Source organism: Pseudomonas sp. QL9 (genome assembly GCF_041409665.1).
Taxonomy (GTDB): domain Bacteria; phylum Pseudomonadota; class Gammaproteobacteria; order Pseudomonadales; family Pseudomonadaceae; genus Pseudomonas; species Pseudomonas knackmussii.
On sequence record NZ_CP166971.1, the window covers coordinates 1,755,602 to 1,777,555 of the forward strand.

17 protein-coding genes are annotated in these 21,954 nt (G+C 66.4%); 13 read left to right on the top strand and 4 right to left on the bottom strand.

The window, feature by feature from the left end:
* The first annotated feature begins 45 nt into the window (after positions 1 to 45).
* The 9 genes from ACA097_RS08230 (at position 46) to ACA097_RS08270 (ending at position 13,137) form a co-directional block, all read left to right on the top strand.
* On the top strand, positions 46 to 1,668 hold the full coding sequence (locus ACA097_RS08230; protein WP_371369662.1) for a methyl-accepting chemotaxis protein: 1,623 nt from the start codon (positions 46 to 48) through the stop codon (positions 1,666 to 1,668).
* 284 nt (positions 1,669 to 1,952) lie between these two features.
* On the top strand, positions 1,953 to 3,065 hold the full coding sequence (locus tag ACA097_RS08235) for an efflux RND transporter periplasmic adaptor subunit (protein ID WP_043249316.1): 1,113 nt from the start codon (positions 1,953 to 1,955) through the stop codon (positions 3,063 to 3,065).
* A gap of 81 nt (positions 3,066 to 3,146) precedes the next feature.
* On the top strand, positions 3,147 to 6,200 hold the full coding sequence (locus tag ACA097_RS08240) for a multidrug efflux RND transporter permease subunit (RefSeq protein ID WP_371369664.1): 3,054 nt from the start codon (positions 3,147 to 3,149) through the stop codon (positions 6,198 to 6,200).
* Between the two features lie 205 nt (positions 6,201 to 6,405).
* Positions 6,406 to 6,894: a GspH/FimT family pseudopilin gene (locus ACA097_RS08245; RefSeq protein ID WP_371369666.1), complete on the top strand. Its 489-nt coding sequence runs from the start codon at positions 6,406 to 6,408 to the stop codon at positions 6,892 to 6,894.
* Entirely contained in the window at positions 6,891 to 7,421 is a 531-nt protein-coding gene (pilV, locus tag ACA097_RS08250) for a type IV pilus modification protein PilV (RefSeq protein ID WP_043249311.1), read from the top strand. Before ACA097_RS08245 ends, pilV begins: the two co-directional genes overlap by 4 nt.
* Positions 7,422 to 7,429: 8 nt before the next feature.
* Positions 7,430 to 8,179 carry a PilW family protein gene (locus ACA097_RS08255; RefSeq protein WP_371369669.1) on the top strand — a complete coding sequence of 250 codons (750 nt, stop codon included), beginning with the start codon at positions 7,430 to 7,432 and terminating at the stop codon, positions 8,177 to 8,179.
* Complete coding sequence (locus tag ACA097_RS08260) at positions 8,176 to 8,754, top strand: PilX N-terminal domain-containing pilus assembly protein (RefSeq protein WP_371369671.1); 579 nt, start codon at positions 8,176 to 8,178, stop codon at positions 8,752 to 8,754. The genes ACA097_RS08255 and ACA097_RS08260 overlap by 4 nt, the downstream gene beginning before the upstream one ends.
* Positions 8,755 to 8,764: 10 nt before the next feature.
* Positions 8,765 to 12,703 (top strand): pilus assembly protein, encoded by a 3,939-nt coding sequence (locus ACA097_RS08265; protein ID WP_371369673.1) that lies wholly within the window; start codon positions 8,765 to 8,767, stop codon positions 12,701 to 12,703.
* On the top strand, positions 12,700 to 13,137 hold the full coding sequence (locus tag ACA097_RS08270) for a type IV pilin protein (RefSeq protein ID WP_160285835.1): 438 nt from the start codon (positions 12,700 to 12,702) through the stop codon (positions 13,135 to 13,137). Before ACA097_RS08265 ends, ACA097_RS08270 begins: the two co-directional genes overlap by 4 nt.
* A gap of 3 nt (positions 13,138 to 13,140) precedes the next feature.
* Here ACA097_RS08270 and ACA097_RS08275 read toward each other — a convergent pair whose 3' ends face one another.
* From ACA097_RS08275 to ACA097_RS08285, 3 genes are all read right to left on the bottom strand, one after another.
* On the bottom strand, positions 13,141 to 14,511 hold the full coding sequence (locus ACA097_RS08275) for an MFS transporter (protein ID WP_043249305.1): 1,371 nt from the start codon (positions 14,509 to 14,511) through the stop codon (positions 13,141 to 13,143).
* Positions 14,512 to 14,648: 137 nt separating this feature from the next.
* Positions 14,649 to 15,674: a ferrochelatase gene (hemH, locus tag ACA097_RS08280; protein WP_371369676.1), complete on the bottom strand. Its 1,026-nt coding sequence runs from the start codon at positions 15,672 to 15,674 to the stop codon at positions 14,649 to 14,651.
* Between the two features lie 34 nt (positions 15,675 to 15,708).
* Positions 15,709 to 16,611, bottom strand: coding sequence for a TIGR01777 family oxidoreductase (locus ACA097_RS08285; RefSeq protein ID WP_371369678.1), 903 nt, complete (start codon positions 16,609 to 16,611; stop codon positions 15,709 to 15,711).
* Positions 16,612 to 16,879: 268 nt separating this feature from the next.
* Here ACA097_RS08285 and ACA097_RS08290 point away from each other — a divergent pair, with 268 nt between their 5' ends.
* The 4 genes from ACA097_RS08290 (at position 16,880) to phrB (ending at position 21,288) form a co-directional block, all read left to right on the top strand.
* Entirely contained in the window at positions 16,880 to 17,863 is a 984-nt protein-coding gene (locus ACA097_RS08290; protein ID WP_043249297.1) for an NAD(P)/FAD-dependent oxidoreductase, read from the top strand.
* A gap of 104 nt (positions 17,864 to 17,967) precedes the next feature.
* Positions 17,968 to 18,924, top strand: coding sequence for a YbgA family protein (locus ACA097_RS08295; RefSeq protein WP_371369680.1), 957 nt, complete (start codon positions 17,968 to 17,970; stop codon positions 18,922 to 18,924).
* On the top strand, positions 18,914 to 19,864 hold the full coding sequence (locus tag ACA097_RS08300; RefSeq protein ID WP_371369682.1) for a MerR family transcriptional regulator: 951 nt from the start codon (positions 18,914 to 18,916) through the stop codon (positions 19,862 to 19,864). Before ACA097_RS08295 ends, ACA097_RS08300 begins: the two co-directional genes overlap by 11 nt.
* A complete protein-coding gene (gene phrB, locus ACA097_RS08305) occupies positions 19,861 to 21,288 on the top strand; it encodes a deoxyribodipyrimidine photo-lyase (RefSeq protein ID WP_371369684.1) in 1,428 nt (475 codons plus the stop codon). The genes ACA097_RS08300 and phrB overlap by 4 nt, the downstream gene beginning before the upstream one ends.
* 89 nt (positions 21,289 to 21,377) lie before the next feature.
* On the opposite strand, the gene ACA097_RS08310 is transcribed toward phrB, so the two are convergent.
* A complete protein-coding gene (locus ACA097_RS08310; protein WP_371369686.1) occupies positions 21,378 to 21,899 on the bottom strand; it encodes an acyloxyacyl hydrolase in 522 nt (173 codons plus the stop codon).
* Between the last annotated feature and the right edge of the window lie 55 nt (positions 21,900 to 21,954).

Below are 21,954 nucleotides of genomic sequence, written 5' to 3' on the forward strand. Positions count from 1 at the left end.
CTGTTCTGACCGAATCCCACTCCACGTCCGCGAGGCGTACCCACGATGTTCCGAACCTCCCTGCGCGCGCAGATTCTTTCTCTGCTCGGCGGCAGCCTGCTGCTCGTTTTGCTCGTTGCACTGGCGTGCTTCCAGTTCCTTTCCGGCAGCGTCAACGCCTACCAGGGCCTGCTCAGCGGCCCGGTGCGCTCGGCGCAACTGATCGACCAGGCCAACCTGGCCTTCAAGATCCAGGTCCAGGACTGGAAGGACGTACTGCTGCGCGGCCAGATGCCCGCCGACCTGGACAAGTACTGGGGCCAGTTCGAGGAACAGGAGCGCCAGGTACAGGACATCCTCCAGCGCCTGAACGAAAACGCCGCCGGCGATGCCGAGCTGCAGCGCCAGGTCAGCCAGCTGCGCGACGATCACCGCCAGCTCGGCGAGGCCTACCGCAAGGGTCTGGCCGCCTACAAGGCCGCCGGTAGCGAACCGCGTGCCGGCGACGCCGCGGTCAAGGGCATCGACCGCAACGCCAGCGCACAGATGAGCGCCCTGGTCGCCAGCCTGCACCAGCAGGCCGACCAGCAATCGCAGCTGATCAGCGCCAGCGCCCGCAGCACCGTGATCTTCGGCAGCCTGGTGCTGATCGCCGCCGGTGTCCTGCTCGGCCTGTTCAGCCTGTGGTTGGTCAACCGCAACCTGATCGGGCCGATCTCCCGGCTGATCGAGCACATCGCCCAACTGTCCCAGGGCAACTTCGGCGAACGCGTCGACGCCAGCCGCCAGGACGAACTGGGCCGCCTGGCCCGCGCCGCCAATACGCTGCGGGACTTCCTCGCCGACACCTTCAACCGCCTCAAGCGCAGCACCAACGAGCTGGACAGCGCTAGCGGCGAGCTGAATGCCATCGCCACCCTGATGGCCGAGGGCACCCGCGAGCAGTTCTCGCGCACCGACCAGGTGGCCACGGCGATGCACGAGATGTCCGCCACCGCCCAGGAAGTCGCGCGCCACGCCGCCGACGCTGCCCGCGCCGCCGACGATGCCGACCACCATGCGCAAGCTGGCGAGCAGGTGATGCAGTCGACCATCGACACCATCAGCCGGGTCAGCAGCGAGATTTCCAGCACCGCCGAGGTGATCCGCCGCCTGGAAGCCGACAGCGGCCGCATCGGCAAGGTACTGGAAGTGATCCGCGGCATCGCCGAGCAGACCAACCTGCTCGCCCTCAACGCCGCCATCGAAGCCGCCCGCGCCGGCGAACAGGGCCGTGGCTTCGCCGTGGTCGCCGACGAGGTACGCACTCTCGCGCAACGCACCGCCGAATCCACCGCAGAGATCCACCAGATCATCGACACCGTGCAGACCGGCGCGCTCAACGCCGTGCGCGCCATCGAGAACGGCCAGAGCCGCAGCGAGGGAGGCCTGGAGCAGGTGACCCAGGCCGGCAGCATGCTGCACAACATCACCCAGGCGGTGGAAGCCATCCGCGACATGAACCGGCAGATCGCGACCGCCGCGGAAGAGCAGACCTCGGTGGCCGAAGACATCTCGCGCAACCTCACCGAGATCACCGCCATCGCCACCACCAACAACGAAAACGTGCAACGCACCCAGCAGGCCAGCCAGCACCTGCACGGGCTCTCCGGCGACCTCAGCGGCGTCACCCACCGCCTCGGCGCCTGAGCCGACTCGCCACAGGGATGTGGCTTCCCCTTTCCCGATCCTGCCGCTCCTGCCGCGCCTTCAGCACCGTCCTACAAGTTCCTAATTCGCTTTCCGTAGGAAACGTCTTGCTACCAGGGCCCTTTGACGGCGAGGCGAACTGCGTCTAATGTGCGCTCTTCTGCCCCGCAATGGGGCATAAATCAACGGCTTAAGGGCCTGATGCCACTGCATCCGGAAGGCCGCCAGGCAGGGCGACCCACTTGTGGTGGTGTTTCGCCAGGCACGTACCAAGGAACAGGACAATGTTGCGCCGCATGCTGATCATGCTCGGCGTGGTCGCCGTTATAGTGGTGACGCTCGCCGGGACCAAATACCTCTCCATCAAACAGCAGATCGCCCAGTTCAGCGCGCCGCGCCCGCCGGTCAACGTGACCGCCACGGCCGCCGAGCAGCGCGAGTGGCAGAGCCGGCTGCCGGCCATCGGCACCCTGCGCGCCAACCAGGGCGTGACCCTGACCGCGGAAGTCTCCGGCACCGTGCGCGACCTGCTGTTCATCTCCGGGCAAAAAGTCCGCGCCGGCCAGCCGATGGTGCAGCTGGAAAACGACGTCGAGACCGCCACCCTGCACACCGCCGAGGCCGACCTGGGCCTGGCCCAGGTGGAGTTCGAGCGCGGTCGCAGCCTGGTCGGCCGCCAGGCCATCTCCAAGAGCGAGTACGACCGCCTGGCCGCCCAGCTGGCGCGCTCCAGCGCCACGGTCGCGCAGCTCAAGGCGTTGCTGGCGAAGAAGCGCATCCTCGCGCCCTTCGACGGCACCATCGGCATCCGCCAGGTGGACGTCGGCGACTACCTGTCGCCGGGCAACGCCATCGCCACCCTGCAGGACCTGTCGACGCTGCTGGTGGACTTCTTCCTGCCCGAGCAGGACTTCCCCCTGCTGCGCACCGGCCAGCGCATCAGCGTGCGCGTGGCGGCGTACCCGCAGATGCAGTTCGAGGGCCGCATCGAGGCGATCAGCCCGCGCGTCGACAACCAGACCCGCAACCTGCAGGTCCGCGCCAGCCTGGCCAACCCCGAGGGCAAGCTGCTGCCGGGGATGTTCGCCAACATCGAGGTGGAGCTGCCGGAGAAGCTGCAGCGCGTGGTGGTGCCGGAAACCGCGGTGGCCTTCACCCTCTACGGCAACTCGGTGTACGTGGTGGTGCCGAAGAAGGACGAGGCCGGCAAGCCGGTGAACGACGCCAAGGGCCAGCCGGAACTGACCGTGGAGCGCCGCTTCGTCAAGGTCGGCGAGCGTCGCGAAGGCGGTGCGGTGATCCTCGAAGGCCTGAAGGCCGGCGAGCAGGTGGTCACCTCCGGCCAGCTCAAGCTCGACAGCGGCACACCGGTGGCGATCACCGCCGACGCCCGCTGAGCGCAACCGTTGCACGGCGGCCACGCGCCGCCCCGCCTGCTGCCGCATAGCGCGCAGGCCGAATGACAAAGGACTGGAACCATGGCCTTTACCGATCCGTTCATCCGTCGCCCCGTGCTGGCCACCGTGGTCAGCCTGCTGATCGTCCTGCTCGGCATGCAGGCCTTCAGCCGCCTGGTGATCCGCGAATACCCGCAGATGGAGAACGCGCTGATCACCGTCACCACCTTCTATGCCGGGGCCAACGCCGAGACCATCCAGGGCTACATCACCCAGCCGCTGCAGCAGAGCCTGGCCAGCGCCGAAGGCATCGACTACATGACCTCGGTGAGCCGGCAGAACTACTCGGTGATCTCGATCTACGCGCACATCGGCGCCAATACCGACCGCCTGGTGACCGAGCTGCTGTCGAAGATCGGCGAAGTGAAGACCCAGCTGCCACCCGACGCCGAAGACCCGGTGCTGGACAAGGAAGCCGCCGACGCCTCGGCGCTGATGTACATCAGCTTCTTCAGCGAACAGATGAGCAACCCGCAGATCACCGACTACCTGTCCCGCGTGATCCAGCCCAAGCTCGCCACCCTGCCGGGCATCTCCGAGGCGGAGATCCTCGGCAACCAGGTGTTCGCCATGCGCCTGTGGCTGGACCCGGTGAAGATGGCCGCCTACGGCATCACCGCCAGCGACATCGATGACGCAGTGCGCAAGTACAACTTCCTGTCCGCCGCCGGCGAAGTGAAGGGCGAGCTGGTGCTCACCAGCGTCAACGCCGCCACCGACCTGAAGTCGCCGCAGGCTTTCGCCGCCATCCCGCTGAAGACCTTCGGTGACCGCCGGGTGTTGATGGGCGACGTGGCGAAGGTCGAGCTGGGTGCGGCGAGCTACGACTCGGTCAGCTCCTTCAACGGCATTCCCTCGGTGTACATCGGCATCAAGGGCACGCCCAGCTCCAACCCGCTGGACGTGATCAAGGAAGTCCGCGCCAAGCTGCCGGAGCTGGAAGAACAGCTGCCGCCGAACCTCAAGGTGACCATCGCCTACGACGCCACGCGCTTCATCCAGGCATCCATCGACGAGGTGGTGAAGACCCTCGGCGAAGCCATCCTGATCGTCATCGTCGTGGTCTTCCTGTTCCTCGGCGCCTTCCGCTCGGTGCTGATCCCGGTGGTGACCATCCCGCTGTCGATGATCGGCGTGCTGTTCTTCATGCAGGCCATGGGTTACTCGATCAACCTGCTGACGCTGCTGGCGATGGTACTCGCCATCGGCCTGGTGGTGGACGACGCCATCGTCGTGGTGGAGAACATCCACCGTCACATCGAGGAAGGGAAGACGCCGTTCCAGGGTGCCATCGAAGGCGCGCGGGAAATCGCCGTGCCGGTGGTGACCATGACCATCACCCTGGCCGCGGTGTACGCCCCCATCGGCTTCCTCAGCGGCCTGACCGGCGCGCTGTTCAAGGAGTTCGCCTTCACCCTGGCCGGTGCGGTGATCATCTCCGGGATAGTCGCGCTGACGCTGTCGCCGATGATGTGCTCGCGCCTACTGCGCCACGAGGAAAACCCCAGCGGCCTGGCGCATCGCCTGGACGTGATGTTCGAAGCGCTCAAGCGCCGCTACCAGCGCAGCCTGCATGCCACGCTCGACAGCCGCCCGGTGGTGCTGGTGTTCGGCGCGCTGGTGCTGGCGATCATCCCGCTGCTGCTGATGTTCACCCACAAGGAGCTGGCGCCCGAGGAAGACCAGGGCATCGTGTTCATCATGAGCAGCGCGCCGCAGACCGCGAACCTGGATTACCTGAACAAGTACACCAGCCAGTTCGAGAGCATCTTCCGCACCTTCCCCGAGTACTACTCGGCGTTCCAGATCAATGGCTACAACGGCGTGCAGACCGGCATAGGCGGCATGCTGCTCAAGCCCTGGGACGAGCGCAAACGCAGCCAGATGGAGCTGCTGCGCGCGGTGCAGGCGGAGCTGGACAAGATCCCCGGCATCCAGATCTTCGGCTTCAACCTGCCGTCGCTGCCGGGCACCGGCGAGGGCCTGCCGTTCCAGTTCGTGATCAACACCGCCAACGACTACGAGTCGCTGCTGCAGGTCGCCGAGCGGGTGAAGAAGCGCGCCGAGGCGTCCGGCAAGTTCGCCTTCCTCGACCTCGACCTGGCCTTCGACAAACCGGAGCTGGTGGTCGACATCGACCGCGAAAAAGCCGCGCAGATGGGCGTCTCCATGCAGGACCTGGGCGTCACCCTGGCCAGCCTGCTGGGCGAAGGCGAGATCAACCGCTTCACCATCGACGGGCGCAGCTACAAGGTGATCGCCCAGGTCGAGCGGCGCTTCCGCGACAACCCCGACTGGCTGGGCAGCTACTACGTGAAGAACGGCCAGGGCGACCTGCTGCCGCTGTCGACCCTGGTGACCCTGCACGAGCGCGCCCGCCCGCGCCAGCTCAACCAGTTCCAGCAGCTCAACTCGGCGATCATCTCCGGCGTGCCGATGGTCAGCATGGGCGAAGCGATCGACACGGTTAAGCAAATAGCCACCGATGAGTCGCCGCGCGGTTTCGCCTTCGACTACGCCGGCGCCTCGCGGCAATTCGTGCAGGAAGGCAACGCGCTGATGCTGACCTTCGCCCTGGCCCTGGCGGTGATCTTCCTGGTGCTGGCGGCGCAGTTCGAGAGCTTCCGCGATCCGCTGGTGATCATGGTCACGGTGCCGCTGTCGATCTGTGGCGCGCTGGTGCCGCTGTTCCTCGGCTTGTCCAGCCTGAACATCTACACCCAGGTCGGTCTGGTGACGCTGATCGGCCTGATCAGCAAGCACGGCATCCTCATCGTCGAGTTCGCCAACCAGCTGCGCCGCGAGCGCGGCCTGTCGGTGCGCGAAGCGGTGGAAGAAGCCGCGGCCATCCGCCTGCGCCCGGTGCTGATGACCACCGCGGCCATGGTCCTGGGCGTGATCCCGCTGCTGCTGGCCAGCGGCGCGGGCGCGGTGAGCCGCTTCGACATCGGCGTGGTGATCGCCACCGGGATGAGCGTGGGCACCCTCTTCACCCTGTTCGTCCTGCCCTGCGTCTACACGCTGCTGGCGAAGAAGGACGCCCTCCCCGCCACCGAGCCGGAGCCGGCGCACTGACGAAAAGAGCCCCGCGATGCGGGGCTTTTTTCTGCCACCTCGGCGCTGACACACGCTACCGCTCGCCCCTCCGATCCGACCGTTCGCGGTCATGTTCGCCTCCTGATACAGACGGCAAAAACTCCCCTTACATGCAACGGATATCCATGCACGGCCATGCCGGGCGCGTACCGGCTCCACCGTCCATACGCCAGCGGAATCCGCCATGCCGGGAAACGAAACGAACCGAGGCTTCACCCTCGTCGAGCTGATGGTCACCCTCGCCGTCCTGGCGATCCTGGCCACCCTCGCCACGCCCATGTTCGGCGACCTGATCCAGAAGAATAAGGTCGACACCGTGAGTGCCGAACTCACCCACCTGCTGCAATACGCTCGCAGCGAGGCGATCACGCGTGGGACTTCGGTAACCGTCAAGGCCACCGACAGCAACTGGGTCGGTGCGCTCGAGGTCGATGCCGGGAACGAGGTCCTGCGCAAGTACGGCAGCGAGGGAATCAACGGCTCCAGCAGCGTCACTGCCACCGCCAGCAGCACCAGGCTCAGTTTCTCGCCGTCGGGCACGCTATCCGGCGAAACGACCAGCCTGACGATCACCCTCTGCCCCACCTCCGGCTCCAGCACCGTTACCGGCCGGGTCCTGCAAATCTATGGCAGCGGACAGATCACCAGCAGCTCGACGGAGTGCTCGTCATGAGAGGCGAACGTGGCTTCAGCATGCTGGAAGTCCTGATCAGCCTGCTGCTGGTCAGTGTCGGTGCGCTCGGCATGGCCGCATTGCAGGGCAAAAGCATGCGTTATACCCAGGACGCGCTGCAGCGCAACGAGGCCATCCAGCTCGCCCAGCAGTTGCTCGAAGAAATGCGCAGCAACCCGGCTGGCGCCTTGAGCAGCAACAAATTCAGCAGCAGCTCGGCCTACTACAAGGCACTCGGCGACGCCTTCGAGACCACTACGCGTAGCGACTGCTCCACACGTGATCGCGGCGCTGGCGGCAGCGATGTGGCCAAGGCCGACCTGGCCTGCTGGCTGCAGTCGGTGCAGGCGAGCCTGCCGGTGACCAGCGCGATCCTCAGCGCCAGCTACAGCGTCTGCCCCAGCCAGTCGGACGGCATCTGCAGCGCCACCCCCAGTTCGGCCGTGCTGATCCAGATCGCCTGGAAGGACCCGACCGGCCAATGCGACGACAACCTGTGCACCTACCGCCTGCGCGGCGAACTCTGAGGTCCGGCATGTCCACCCATGTATCCCCGGGGCGCCAGACCGGCCTGTCCCTGATCGAACTGATGGTCGCCTTGGCTATCGGCAGCCTGCTGATCCTCGGCGCGACGCAGCTGTACATCAACAACAAGGCCCACTTCCAGTTCCAGCAGGGTCAATTGAGTAACCAGGAGAACGCGCGCTACGCCCTGTTGCTGCTGGACCAGCAACTGGCCCGCACCGGCTATCGCCATCTGCCGCAGGACTCCCTGGAGAGCGCCTTCCCGGCTCTGGGCAGCAGCAACGGCTGCCCAGCCTTCAGCGCCGGGCAGACCTTCCAGCTGACCAGCGACAAAACCGGCATCTGCATCCGTTACCAGGGCGCGAGCGACGAGACCGCCCAGGCCTCGAGCGGCAACCAGTACGACTGCCTGGGCAAGTTCGTGCCGCGCGGCACCAGCATCCTCACCCGCATCAGCTACGTCGCCGGCAGCACGCCGAGCAGCGGCACCCTGACCTGCAAGGCGCAGGACGGCACCGAGCAGACCTTGATCAGCGGCGTGGCCGGTTTCGTCTTCTCCACCCTCCCGTCGACCAACGCCAGCAGCCTGTCCGTTGGCTATGCCGCCTTGCTCGCCAGCGGAGCCGTCACCCGCGGCGGCATGAGCAGCGATATCGCCAGCCGCTGGAAAACCATCAGCGGCAAGACCCTGAGCGAAGACACCGCCTACGCCTACCAGATCGCCCAGGGCAGCGTGATGCTGAGGAACCTGATGCCATGAGCCAACACCCAAGCGCCCGCACACAAACCGGAGCCACGCTGGTCATCGCCCTGGTGATGCTGCTGCTCGGCACCCTGATCGCCCTCGGCAGCATGCGCAGCACCACCACCGAAACCCGCCTGATCGGCAACCTCGGCGAACAGCAACACGCCCGCGCGGCAGCCGAATCGGCACTGCGCGAAGGCGAACGGCGGCTGGCCGCGCAGACCAGCCTGGACCAGGGCTCCGACTCCTGCACCGCTAGCGTCGCCAACCACGCCAACCTGTGCGTCCTGGCCAGCGACAAGTACGACACCAACACCACGGCCGGAACCTCCTGGTGGAGCAGCGACGCCACTTCTATCGCCTACCTGGGCATGGACGGCAGCACTACCTTCACCACCGTGCCGCGCTGGAACGCTGCCTACATCGCCTTCGATCCCGCCGACTCCGGCGGAAACGTCGAGATCACCGATCCCGACGAGCGCTCCCAGGGGCGCGGACCGCACTACTACCGGGTGAGCGCAGCCGCCCAGGCCGACGGCAAGCGCCTCACCAGCGTGCTGCAGACCGTCACCATTCGCCGTTACTACTGAGGAGCCCGACGTGAATCGACGCCTCGCCCTGCCCTGGCTGCCGACCCTGCTCGGCGGCCTCCTGCTCGCTGTGGCCAACCCGACCGACGCCGCCACTCTCACCCTTAGCCAGCAGCCGTTGTTCCTCACAGAAGGCGTGGCGCCGAACATCATGGTGACCCTCGACAACTCGAACAGCATGCGCTGGTCCTTCGCCCCGGACGGGCTGAACCCGGCCACGGGCTCGACCTTCAACGGCTATACGGCAGACCAGGTGCGCACGAGCCGACGCGCCAAGTCGTCCACGTTCAACCCGCTGTACTACAACCCGAACGTCACCTATCAGGCACCGTACAGCGTCACCTACAGCAACGGCGGCATGACCTACACCCCGCTGACGACCAGCTTCACCGCCGCATACGTCAACGGTTTCAAGACCAGCAAGGGCAGCCTCGACCTCAGTTCGGCATACATGGTCAGCTGGGAATACGACACCGCCCGCGCGACCACCGACAGCACCTACTGGACCTATACCGGCTACACCTCATACAGCGGAACGGGCAAGGTCTACTACCTGGCAGCCAACCCTTCGGCGGACTTCGGTTCGAGCACTACGAGCAGCAGCAGTACCGGCACTAGCACTGTGACCAACAGCGTCACCTACGCAACCAGCGCCAGCAGTTGCCCTGCCAATATCAGCAGCACTAGCAGCACGTCGTCGACCAGCAGTACCAGCAATGGAGTGACCACCACGACGAGCACCACCACGACCACGAGCTACTCGAACATCAAGTGCACATCGTCCGGCAACGGCAACAACAAGAAGTACACGGTCACCGTCACCACCACCGCCACGCCGGTGACGACCACCACCGTCACCACCACGGACCGCACCAAGACAGGTGTTCCCGCGTACTACTACGTCTACAACACAGGCCTGAGCGGCTGCACCGCCAGCACCAACGACGACAACTGCTACAAGCTGGTGAACGTTTCCTCCACCTCAAGCCCCAGCGGGGGTGACGAGCGGCAGAACTTCGCCAACTGGTACAGCTTCTATCGCAACCGCGAGCTGGCCACCCAGTCCGGCGCCAACATCGCCTTCTCCTCGCTGCCGGATAACGCCCGCCTGAGCTGGCAGGCACTGGGCACCAGCGACACCTGCATCACCAGCAGCACCTACACCTCCAGCTACAACTGCCGGGGTCTGAGCAACACCAGCACCACCTATTACGACAACCGCCTGGGGACCTTCTCCGGCACCCACCGGGCACAGTTCTTCGAGTGGCTGGGCGACATCTACTTCAACCAGGGAACCCCGCTGCTCGCGGCAGTCGACCGCGTCGGCGCGCTGCTGAGCCTGACCGGCAAGTACAGCCCCTATGCCTATTCCATCGGCTCCAGCGAAACCCCGCTGTACAGCTGCCGCGCCAGCTACGGCATCACCCTGACCGACGGCATCTGGAACACCGCCGGCAGCCATGGCGAATACGACAACGCCACCCAGACCTTGCCCGACGGGCAGTCCTACACGCCACGCGCGCCCTACAAGGACAGCACCTCCAACACCCTGGCCGACCTGGCGTTCAAGTACTGGGCGACCGACGCCCAACCGAACATCGCCAACGAGGTGCCGGCCTATGTCGCCGAAAGCAACAGCAACGCCACCACCCAGTACTGGAACCCGAAGAACGACCCGGCGACCTGGCAGCACATGGTCAGCTACTTCGTCGGCCTCGGACTGACCACCAGCCTGACCAACCCGGCCTGGGGCGGCGACACCTACTCCGGCGACTACGACAAGCTCGTTGCCGGCACCCTGAACTGGCCGGCAGCGAGCTCCGGCAGCGCCAACAATGTCTACGACCTGTGGCATGCCGCGATCGATTCGCGTGGCGAGTTCTTCAGCGTCGACTCGCCCGGCGAACTGGTAGAAGCCCTGCAGAACGTCGTCAACCGCATCTCGCAACGCGAAGACTCCGGCGCCAGCCCGGCCTTGACCAGCTCGCCCCTGCTCGACTCGGATAGCAGCACCACTGACAGCGCGCTCTACAGCTACACGCCGAAGTTCAACAGCGCCGACTGGAGCGGCGACCTGATCAAGTACCAGCAGGACACCACCGCCGGCACCCAGACCCAGGTGTGGAGCGCCAAGGATGAGCTCGACGCCATTTACGGCAGCGGAAATAGCGCCTACTCCACCCGCGTGGTGAAGATGGCCAGCAGCGGCAGCACCACCGGGCTCAAGGACTTCACCTGGAGCAACCTGAGCAGCGCCCAGCAGACCACGCTGAACAAGACCTACGCGGGAGTCATCGACAGCAATGGCGAGAAGCGCGTCGCCTTCCTGCGCGGCGATCGCAGCAACGAGGGCAGCCTGTTCCGCACGCGCAGCAGCGTGCTCGGCGACATCATCGACTCCTCGCCGGTACTGGTGGGCGCGCCCAACCGCCTGTCTTCGCTGATGAACGCCACGCTCGGCAGCACGGACACTTCCTACACGACCTTCAAGGACACCTGGAGCGCACGCGCGACGCGGATCTACGTCGGCGCCAACGACGGCATGCTGCACGCCTTCGACGGCGACGGTAAGGAAGTCTTCGCCTACGTGCCCAGCGCGGTGGTCAGCAACCTCTACAAGCTCAGCGACAGCAGCTACACGAGCAAGACGCACCAGTACTACGTGGACGGCTCGCCAGTGACCGCCGACGTTTACTTCAGCGGCGCCTGGCACACCGTCCTGGTCGGCACCCTGCGTGGCGGCGGACGGGCACTGTTCGCGCTGGACATCACCGACCCGGCGAACATCAAGCTGCTCTGGGAGAAGAGCTACAGCGACAGCGACTACAGCGAGCTGGGCTACACCTACTCGCGCCCGACCATCAGCCTGCTGCACAACGGCACCTGGGCGGTGATCCTCGGCAACGGCTACAACGGCGCCAACGACAAGGCCGTGCTCTACCTGATGGACGTCAAGGACGGCAGCCTGATCAATGCGCTCACCGCCAGCGACGGCACGACCACCGCCAATGGCCTGGCGACGCCGCGCGCCGCCGACATCAACGGCGACCTGGTCACCGACTACGTCTACGCCGGCGACCTTCACGGCAACCTCTGGCGCTTCGACCTGATCGGCGCGGGCAGCCTGACGGCTAGCACCACCGCCGGCAGCTTCAAGGTCTCCTTCGGCGGCACGCCGCTGTACACCGCGACCACCGCGTCCGGCCAGGTGCAGCCGATAACCACTGCGCCCTACCTGGTCAAGCACAGCTCCGGCACCGGCTACCTCGTGGCGTTCGGCACCGGCAAGTACATCGAGTCCGACGACGCCGACCCGAACACCACCAAGGCCATGAGCCTGTACGGCATCTGGGATCGGCAGACCGCCGGCGAAAGCACCAGCAGCACGCCGACACTCAGTCGCAGCAAGCTGCAGCAGCAGACCATCAGCACCAGCGAAGTGACTGCCTCGTTCGACAACAACGGCACGGCGGTCACCCAGACGGTGCGAACGGTCAGCGACAACGACGTCACCTGGTACGACAGCAGCGGCAATGTCTCGAAGTACGGCTGGTACCTCGACCTGCCGAGCACCGGCGAGATGGTGGTCAACAATCCCTACGTCACCGCCGGCGTGCTGCTCACCAGCACCCTCACACCCAACGAAGACCCCTGCGCGGACGGCGTCACCACCTGGCTCATGACCCTCGATCCGTATACCGGCGGGGCCACCGACTTCACCACGCTGGACCTGAACAAGGACGGCGTGGTGGACGACAGCGACCTCTACAACAGCAGTGTCGTCTCCGGCATCCAGATGAACGGCCTGAAAGGCGGCTTCACCCTCAGCAACACCAGCTCGACCAGCAGCGACGTCAACGTCTGCGGCAGCAACGGCTGCGTGGACGTGGCCACCAGCAGCTCGGCATCCGGTCGGCGCAACTGGCTGAACATCAAGGAACAGGAATGAACGAGCAAAGATTCGAGGGTGGCTTCACCCTGCTGGAAGTGATGGTGGTCACGGTGATCCTGGCGATCCTGGCCGCCATCGCCTATCCGAGCTACGTGGAATACGTGCTGCGCGGCAAGCGCGCGGAAGGCCAGGCCCTGCTCAACCAGGCCGCCGCCCAGGAAGAGCGCTGGTACGCACTCAACCCGAGCTCCGGCTATGTCACCGATCAGTCCGCCGTGGCCAACCTGAACCTCACCGGCACCAACGGCAGCACGGTCACCTCGCCAACCGGGCTCTACACCCTCGCGGTCAGCAGCAGCGGCGGCGACGGGGGCTACACCCTCGCCGCCGATCCAACCTTCACCGATGAAAAGTGCACTCAGCTCACCCTGACCGCGCAGGGCGAAAAGGGCAGCAGCGGCACCGGCAGCGTCAGCGACTGCTGGCGCTGAGGCTCACGCCGGCTGCCGTTGCAGCGCGTCGCCGTCCTGCCCGGCCTCGCGCTGCAGGCTCCAGCTCTTCAGGTGCTCCAGGCTCTGGCGATAGGGCTTCAGGCCCTTGGCGAGGAACACCACGCCCGCCAGCAGGGCCACGCTGGTGACGATCAGCAGCGAGTAGCGCAGGGCCATGTCGTCGTGGAAGACGAAGTCGGTGACCAGCGCCACCGCGGTCGGGCCGACGCCCAGGCCGAACAGGGTGACCACGAACAGGTAGATGGCCGAGGCCTGGCCGCGCATCGAGTTGGGCATGATCTCCTGGATCGCCGCCGGGGCCACGCCGAACGGCATGCTCAGGCAGAACACCGTGGGCGCCAGCAAGGCGGCGGCCAGGTTGGCGTTGTCCAGCAGCGGGTAGATCAGCGACAGCGGCAGCACCAGGCAGGCAGCCAGCAGGCCGACCCGCATGTTCGCGTCGCTGCGCCCGCGCTTGGCCCAGCGGTCGGCCAGGCGGCCGCCGAAGACGATGCCCAGGCAGCCGAACACTGCAACGATGCTGCCGTACACCACTCCGACGTGCCCGGCGTCCCAGCCGTAGGTGCGGACGAAGAAGGTCGGCACCCAGGCACCGCTGCCGTAGCTGGCGAAGGAGATGCAGGCGAAGCCGAAGTTGTGGCAGATCACCGTGCGACGGTTGGCCCGCAGGTAGGCGCCGACTTCGCGCATCGGCACCTCGACCCCAGCACCGACGCCACGCCGCTGCGGCTCTTTGACTGCCAGCATGAGCAGGGTGAAGAGCGCACCGGCGGCGCCGAGCACCAGGAAGATCAATTGCCAGGGACGCACGTCGCCAAGCACCGGCAGGTGCAGGTCGCCTTGCGCCGAGGCGAACTTGATCACCAGGCCGCCGAGCAGGAAGGCCAGCCCGGAGCCGAGGTAGATGCCCATCGAGTAGACGCTGATGGCGGTGGCGCGGCGCTGCGCGGGGAAGCTGTCGGCGATCAGCGAATAGGCCGCCGGCGACAAGGCCGCCTCGCCCACGCCGACGCCGACACGGAACGCCAGGAACTGCCAGTACTGCCGGGCCAGGCCGCAGGCCGCGGTCATGGCGCTCCACACCAGTACACCGAAGGTGATCAGGCCGCGCCGGCTACGGCTGTCGGCCATGCGTCCGAGCGGGATGCCGCAGAGGGTATAGAAAAGCGCGAAGGACAAGCCCATCAGCAGGCTCATCTGCGTGTCGCTGATCGCCAGGTCGCGGCGAATCGGCCCGACCAGCAGGTTGAGGATCTGCCGGTCGATGAACGACAGGACGTAGGCGATCATCAGGATCGCCACCGTGGACCAGGCCACGGCGCTGGAGGGGTAGCCATTATTGTTGTTGTGCATGCCGGACTCCTGATTCGCCGCCAGCGCGGCGCGAGCGATGGGGAGAGGGTCCAGCTTAGGCAAGGGATGCGGACGGGCGCGCTCACTATCAGGTAGGTGAATGCGCGCGGCGCCCTCCGGCTAATGAGCGACCGGTCTCAGAGCGGCTCGGGCAGGCGCTCGCAGAGGCGGCCCAGGGCGATGGCCCAGGCCTGCTGGTCGTTCAGGCAGGGGATCAGCACCAGCTCCTCGCCGCCAGCGGCGATGAACTGTTCGCGACCGCGCTGGCCGATCTCCTCCAGCGTCTCGATGCAGTCGGCGACGAACGCCGGGCACATCACCAGCAGGCGCTTCACACCTTGCTTAGCCAACGCTTCCAACTGCGCCTCGGTATAGGGCTCGATCCACTTGGCCTTGCCCAGGCGCGACTGGAAGGACACCGACCAGCGTCCTTTCTCCAGCCCGGCCTTCTCGGCGAAGATTTCCGCGGTGCGCAGGCACTGGCTGCGGTAGCACAGCGCCAGGACTTCCGGGCGCACGTTGCGGCTGCTGGTGGCAGTGAGGTCGTGGCTGGGGTCGCCCACCAGCTTGCGGATGTGCCGCTCTGGCAGGCCGTGGAAGCTCAGCAGCAGGTGGTCGTAGGGCTGCTCCAGATAAGGCCGTACGCTGGTCAGCAGCGCCTGCTGGTACTCCGGCTCGGCGTAGAACGGCGGCAGGACCTGCAAGTACATGCCGTGCAGGTTGAGCGTCTGGATCAGCCGGCGCGCTTCCTCGATGGCCGTGGTGGTGGTGCTGTCGGCGAACTGCGGATAGAGCGGTGCGAAGGTCACCTGGCGCACGCCCTGGGCATAGAGGTCGAGCAGTGCGTTCTCGATCGACGGCTGCCCGTAGCGCATGGCCAGCGCCACCGGCCCGTGGGTCCAGTGCTTGCGCATCACCTGCTGCAGCCGGCGGCTGAGCACCACCAGCGGCGAGCCCTCGTCCCACCAGATCGACGAATAGGCGTGCGCCGACTCTTCCGGGCGCTTGCGCAGGATCAGGGACACCAGCAGGCGGCGCAGCGGCCAGGGCAGGTCGACCACGTAGGGGTCCATGAGGAACTGGTCGAGATAGCGACGCACGTCCTCCACCCGTGTCGAGGCCGGCGAGCCCAGGTTGACCAACAGCAGCGCATTCAGGGTCATGCAAGGTCCTTAATCGAGGAGTCGAGGCGGCCGCTCAGTGTTGTCCGAGGACATCGGCGAGGGCCGCCGGCAGATCGTTGTAACGGAACACGAAGCCGGCTTCCAGCAGGCGTTTTGGCGCAACCCGCTGGCCCCCCAGCAACAACAGCGAAAGCTCGCCCAGCGCAAGGCGCAAGACGAACCCCGGCACCGCCATGAAGGTCGGCCGGTGCAGGGCCTGGCCCAGCGCCCGGGTGAAGTCGCGGTTGCGCACCGGTTGCGGCGCGCACGCATTATACGGACCGCTGGCCTGGCTCTGGTGCAGGAGAAAATCGATCAGCCCGAGCATGTCCTCGATATGCACCCAGGACATCCACTGCCGACCGCTGCCCAACTGGCCGCCCAAGCCCAGACGGAACGCCGGCAGCATGCGTTTGAGGAAGCCACCCTCCGGCGCCAGCACCAAGCCGGTGCGCAGGCGCACCACGCGAATGCCGAGCGATTCGGCTTCCACCGCGATCTGCTCCCAGGCCAGGCACAGTTCGCTGGCGAAGTCCTCGCCGGCCGCCGAGCTGAATTCGTCCAGCGGACGCTCCCCCGCATCGCCATACCAGCCCACCGCCGAGCCGCTGATCAGCAGCTCCGGGCGCTGGGTGCGGCCTTCCAGCCACTCGACCAGACGCTCGGTCAGGCGCACCCGGCTGTCCCACAGCAGAGCCTTGCGCCGTGGCGTCCAGGGACGGTCGGCGATGGGTTCGCCAGCCAGGTTGACGACGGCATCCAGCGGTTCGTCGCCGTAGGCCTCGAAGCTGGCGATGCCGCGCACCGCTTCGCCGCACAACGAGCCGACCCGCTCGGGATGCCGGCTGAGCACCGTCAGCCGATGGCCGGCGGCGCTCCACTGGCGGCACAGGCGGCGGCCGATCAGGCCGGTACCGCCGGTCAAGAGGATATGCATGGCCCACTCCTTTCCATCAGGACAATCCCTACCATCAGTCTGGACGAGGGAACGACGCTTGCATTGGAACACCTGCCGGACAGTGCCGAGGGTCTACGCTGTAAGAGCCGGAAAAGGGCGCCGCGCTTCTCGACGGGAGGGCCGAATGTGCGGTGCGCTGATTGCCGGCAGCGAACCGAGTGGCAAGCGGTGCAATTATACAAACAAAACCGATTGTACAAGATTGTTCGACTCGCTAACCTGAATTCAACAACCCACGAGGCATGTCATGAGCGCCCCCATCGCCATCATCGGCACCGGCATCGCCGGACTGTCCGCCGCCCACGCCCTGCTCGACGCCGGACAGGAAGTCCGGCTGTTCGACAAAGGTCACGGCAGCGGCGGCCGCATGGCCAGCAAGCGCAGCGAGGCCGGCGACCTCGACCTCGGCGCGCAGTACTTCACCGCCCGCGATCGACGCTTCCTCGACGCCATCCAGAAATGGCGCGACGCCGGCTGGGTCGAGGAATGGGACCCGGCGCTCTACCAGTACCGCGACGGTGCGCTGAGTCCTTCGCCCGACGAGCAGCCGCGCTGGGTCGGCACGCCGCGCATGAGCGCCATTACCCGCGCACTGCTGCACGACCTGCCAGTGACCTTCTCCTGCCGCATCACCGAGGTCTTCCGCGGTGAGCAGCACTGGCAACTGCAGGATTCCGAGGGGCAAAACCACGGCCCGTTCAGCCATGTCCTGATCGCCACGCCAGCGCCCCAGGCTGCGGCCCTGCTGTCCAGCGCGCCGAAGCTCGCCGCCGCCGCCGCGAGCATCGCCATGGAACCGACCTGGGCCGTCGCCCTGGGGTTCGCCGAACAGCTGCAGACGCCGGTGCAAGGCTGCTTCATCCAGGAAGGTCCGCTCACCTGGATGGCCAGCAACCGTTGCAAACCCGGGCGCAGCGAGCACATGGACACCTGGGTGCTGCACGCCAGCAGCAGCTGGAGCCGGCAGAACATCGACAAGCCCAAGGAAGAAGTGATCGAACACCTCTACGGTGCCTTCGCCGAGATGATCGGCTGCGCGGTACCGGCGCCGGTGTTCGCCCTGGCGCACCGCTGGCTGTATGCCCGGCCGCTGGAACCACGGCAACTCGGCGCCTTGAACGATGCCGACCTGGGCATCTACGCCTGCGGCGACTGGTGTCTTTCCGGACGCGTCGAAGGCGCCTGGCTGAGCGGACTGGAAGCCGCCCGCCGCCTGCTCGAACACATCTGACCCACCGCCCAAACCTTGTACAAGGCATTGCTCTTGTACAAGGTTATGCCTATCCTGAACGCAATAGCTGTACAAGATCCATCACGCGTACAGGATTCGCCGCCATGCATCCTCCCAGCCGCCCCCGCCTTGGCATCAGCGCCTGCCTGCTGGGCAGTACCGTGCGCTACAACGGCGGACACAAGCGCTCGTCGCTCTGCCTCGATGTACTGAGCCAGCATTTCGACTTCGTCCCGCTCTGCCCGGAAATGGCCATCGGCCTGGGCGTGCCGCGCCAGCCGATCCGCCTGGTCGGCGAGCCAGCGGCACCGCGCGCGGTGAACAGCCGGGACGATACGCAGGATCACAGCCACGCCCTGCGCAGCTATGGCGCGGAGCAGGCAGCCCATCTCGACGACCTCGGCGGCTACATCTTCATGCAGCAGTCACCCTCCTGCGGCCTGCACCGCGTGCGCCTCTACGACGACAAAGGACAATACCGTCCCCCCGGAGCCCGCGGGCTGTATGCCGAAGCATTCTGCGCGGCGCGCCCGGAGCTGCCGGTCGAAGAGGAAGGCCGGCTGCATGATGCGCAGCTGCGCGAGAATTTCCTCACCCGCGTGTTCGCCCACCTGGAATGGCTGGCGCTGCTGCGCGACGGACTGACACGCAAGGGCATCCTCGACTTCCACGCCCGCTACAAGTACCAGCTGCTCGCCCATCACCCGCGCCAGTACGCCGAGCTCGGCCACTGGCTGGCGCAGATCGGCGCCCACGACCCGGCTGAATTCGGCCCGCGCTATTACCTCGCGTTCAGCCAGGCCATGAGCCGCTGCGCTTCCCGCGGCAGCCACGCCAACGTACTGCAGCACCTGGCCGGCTACCTGAAGGCCGTGCTGACCCACGAAGACAAGTTCGAGCTGCTCGGCGTGATCGAGCAGTACCGCCTGGGGGTGGTGCCGCTGGTAGTCCCGCTCACCCTGCTCAAACACCATTTCCGCCTGCATCCGCATCCCTACATCGCACGGCAGGCCTATCTGAAACCTCATCCCGAAGCACTGGGGCTGCGCAATGCAATCTGAAGAACACGAACCCGCCACCGCGGACTACCGGCAAGCGCTCGCGGAAGGGTGGCTGCCGATTCGCGAGGTGGCGAAGCTCACCGGCGTCAACCCTGTGACCCTGCGCGCCTGGGAGCGCCGCTATGGCCTGCTGGTGCCCCGGCGAACCGCCAAGGGCCACCGGCTGTACTCCAGCGAACAGGTCGAGCGCGTGCGCCAGGCGCTCACCTGGCTGGAGCGCGGCGTGGCGGTGAGCAAGGTTCGCGCGCTGCTCGACGACGCTGCACCCGCCGCGCTGCCCGAAGACAACTCGCCCTGGGGCGAACTGCTGCGGCACTGCCTGGAGGCGGTCATCCAGGTCGACGAACGCCGCCTGGACGAACTCTTCAACAGCGCCCTGGCGATCTACCCGGCACAGACCCTCTGCGAGCGATTGATGCTGCCGCTGCAGCAGCAACTCGCGCAGCGCTGGCAGGGGCAGTTCGGCAGCACGCTGGAGCACCTGTTCTATCACTCCTGGCTACGCAGCAAGCTGGGCAGCCGGCTGTATCACTACAACCGCCAGCAGCACGGCGCGCCCTTGCTGCTCATCAACCAGTCCGCACACCCGCTGGAAACCGGCCACTGGCTCTGCGCCTGGCTGGCCAGCAGCGCCGGCTGCCCCGTGCGGGTGCTCGACGGCCCGCTGCCGATCGGCGAACTCACCCTGGCGGAAGAGCGACTGCTGCCCCGCGCGCTGCTGCTCTACTCCGACCAGTCGCTGCCGCCGGCGCAGCTCAACCGCCTGCTCGCGGACAAACGCTGCCCGGTGATCCTCGCCGGCGCAGCGGTAACCATCCACTTCAATGAACTCGCCGACCTGCGCAGCAACGGCCAGGCCGAACTGCACCTGGCCGAGGACCCGCTTCAAGCACGCAGCCTGCTGCAAAACCTCGGCCTGCTGCACGGAGGCCCGGCATGAAGCGCCAACTGGTGTGGCTTCGCTGCGACCTGCGCAGCCAAGACAACAGCGCCCTGTACGCCGCCGCCGAACAGGGACCGGTGATCGCCCTCTACCTGCTCAGCCCGGAACAATGGCGCGCCCACGACGACTCGCCGAACAAGGTCGACTTCTGGCTGCGCAACTTGCGCGTGCTGCAGAAGGACCTGGCGCGCCTGAACATCCCACTGCTGCTGCGCAGCGCGCCGGACTGGAGCCATGCGCCCCGGGCGCTGCTGGATGTCTGCCGCGAGCACGACATCGGCACCGTGCGGGTCAACGAGGAATACGGCATCCACGAGAGCCGCCGCGACCAGGCGGTGCGCGACGCCCTGGCCGAAGCCGGTATCGGTTTCCACAGTCACCTGCATCAACTGCTGTTCGCCCCCGGCACCCTGCTGACCCGCTCCGGTGGCTACTTCCAGGTGTTCAGCCAGTTCCGCAAGCTCTGCTACCAGCGCCTGGCCACCGCCCTGCCCGGCTGCCTGCCGGCGCCGCGCGCACAGGAACCACTGGGCGTTCCGAGTGATCCTCTGCCGCAGAGCCTGGCAGGCTTCGAGCCCACTGCCGCGCAGGCAGCCGAGTGCTGGCCTGCCGGCGAAAACGAAGCACTGGCGCGTCTTGAGGCCTTCGCCGAAGACGAGCTGAAGCGTTACCAGGAAGTCCGCGACCGTCCGGACCTGGACGGCACCAGCCGCCTCTCGCCCTACCTCGCCGCCGGTGTGCTGTCGCCCCGCCAATGCCTGCACGCCGCGCTGGCGAACAACCTGGGCGAGTTCGAAACAGGCAACGCCGGCGCCGTGTCCTGGATCAACGAGCTGCTCTGGCGCGAGTTCTACAAGCACATCCTGGTCGGATTCCCGCGCGTCAGCCGCGGCCGCGCATTCCGTCAGGACACCGAAGCGCTGCCCTGGCGCCACGCACCGGCCGACCTGGAAGCCTGGCAGCAGGGGCGCACTGGCTTCCCTATAATCGACGCCGCCATGCGCCAGCTCCTGGAAACCGGCTGGATGCACAACCGCCTGCGCATGCTCAGCGCCATGTTCCTCAGCAAGAACCTGCTGCTGGATTGGCGCGAAGGCGAGCGCTGGTTCATGCGCCATCTGATCGACGGCGACCTGGCGGCGAACAACGGTGGCTGGCAGTGGAGCGCCTCCACCGGCACCGATGCGGCACCGTACTTCCGCCTGTTCAACCCGATTGCGCAGTCGCGCCGCTTCGACCCGCACGGCCGCTTCCTGCGCAAATGGCTGCCGGAACTGGCGCACCTGGACGACGACGCCATCCACGAGCCGTCCAGCCTCGGCCTGTTCGGCGCCGCCGACTATCCGGCACCGATGCTCGACCTGGGCGCCAGCCGCGAGCGGGTGCTGCGTGCCTTCCGAGAACTCCCCAAGAGCGAATGACACGTTGCCTTTGTAGGAGGCGCTCCTAAAGGGGGATGCGGAAACAAAAAGCCGGCCAATTGGGCCGGCTTTTTTCTGAGGGGTCGGTCTTACAGCGGGAAGCTATAGAAGAGACTGTAGGACTCGATGCCTTCGTTAGGCTGCGACAGTCCGGCGTTGGAATAGTGGATGGCGCGCACGCCGACCTTCTGCTCGCCGGCGAACTTCACGCCGAAGCCCAGGCGGTCCTCGAAGGCGAAGGAGCTGCCCAGGTCATGGTCACCGACCTGGTGACCGGTGAACCCGGCCACGCCGATGCCCGCTTCGATGAAGGGCTGCACCGAGCCGCCGCTGAACTGATAGACGAAGACCGGGGCGAAAGACAGCGAATGACGGGCCCCCGCCAAGGCGCCGGCGGCCCAGTAGGTATAGCCGGCATCCCAGTATCCAGTCAGGTGGCCAGTGCCGCTGTCCCACCAGGTCTTGTCCCAGTCGAAGCCCACCCCCAGGCGCAGGGTGGGATCGCCCTGCCCGGTGCCCCCGGCTGCCACTGTCAGATTCGCGGCTTGTGCGACGTTAGCTACACCCCCAACCAGTGCGGCCAAAAGGGCCAGCGAGAGCAGTTTCTTCATCAGAAATATCCTTATGGAATCGTTGAATGAAAAATCCCCGCGAATAGCCAAAGAT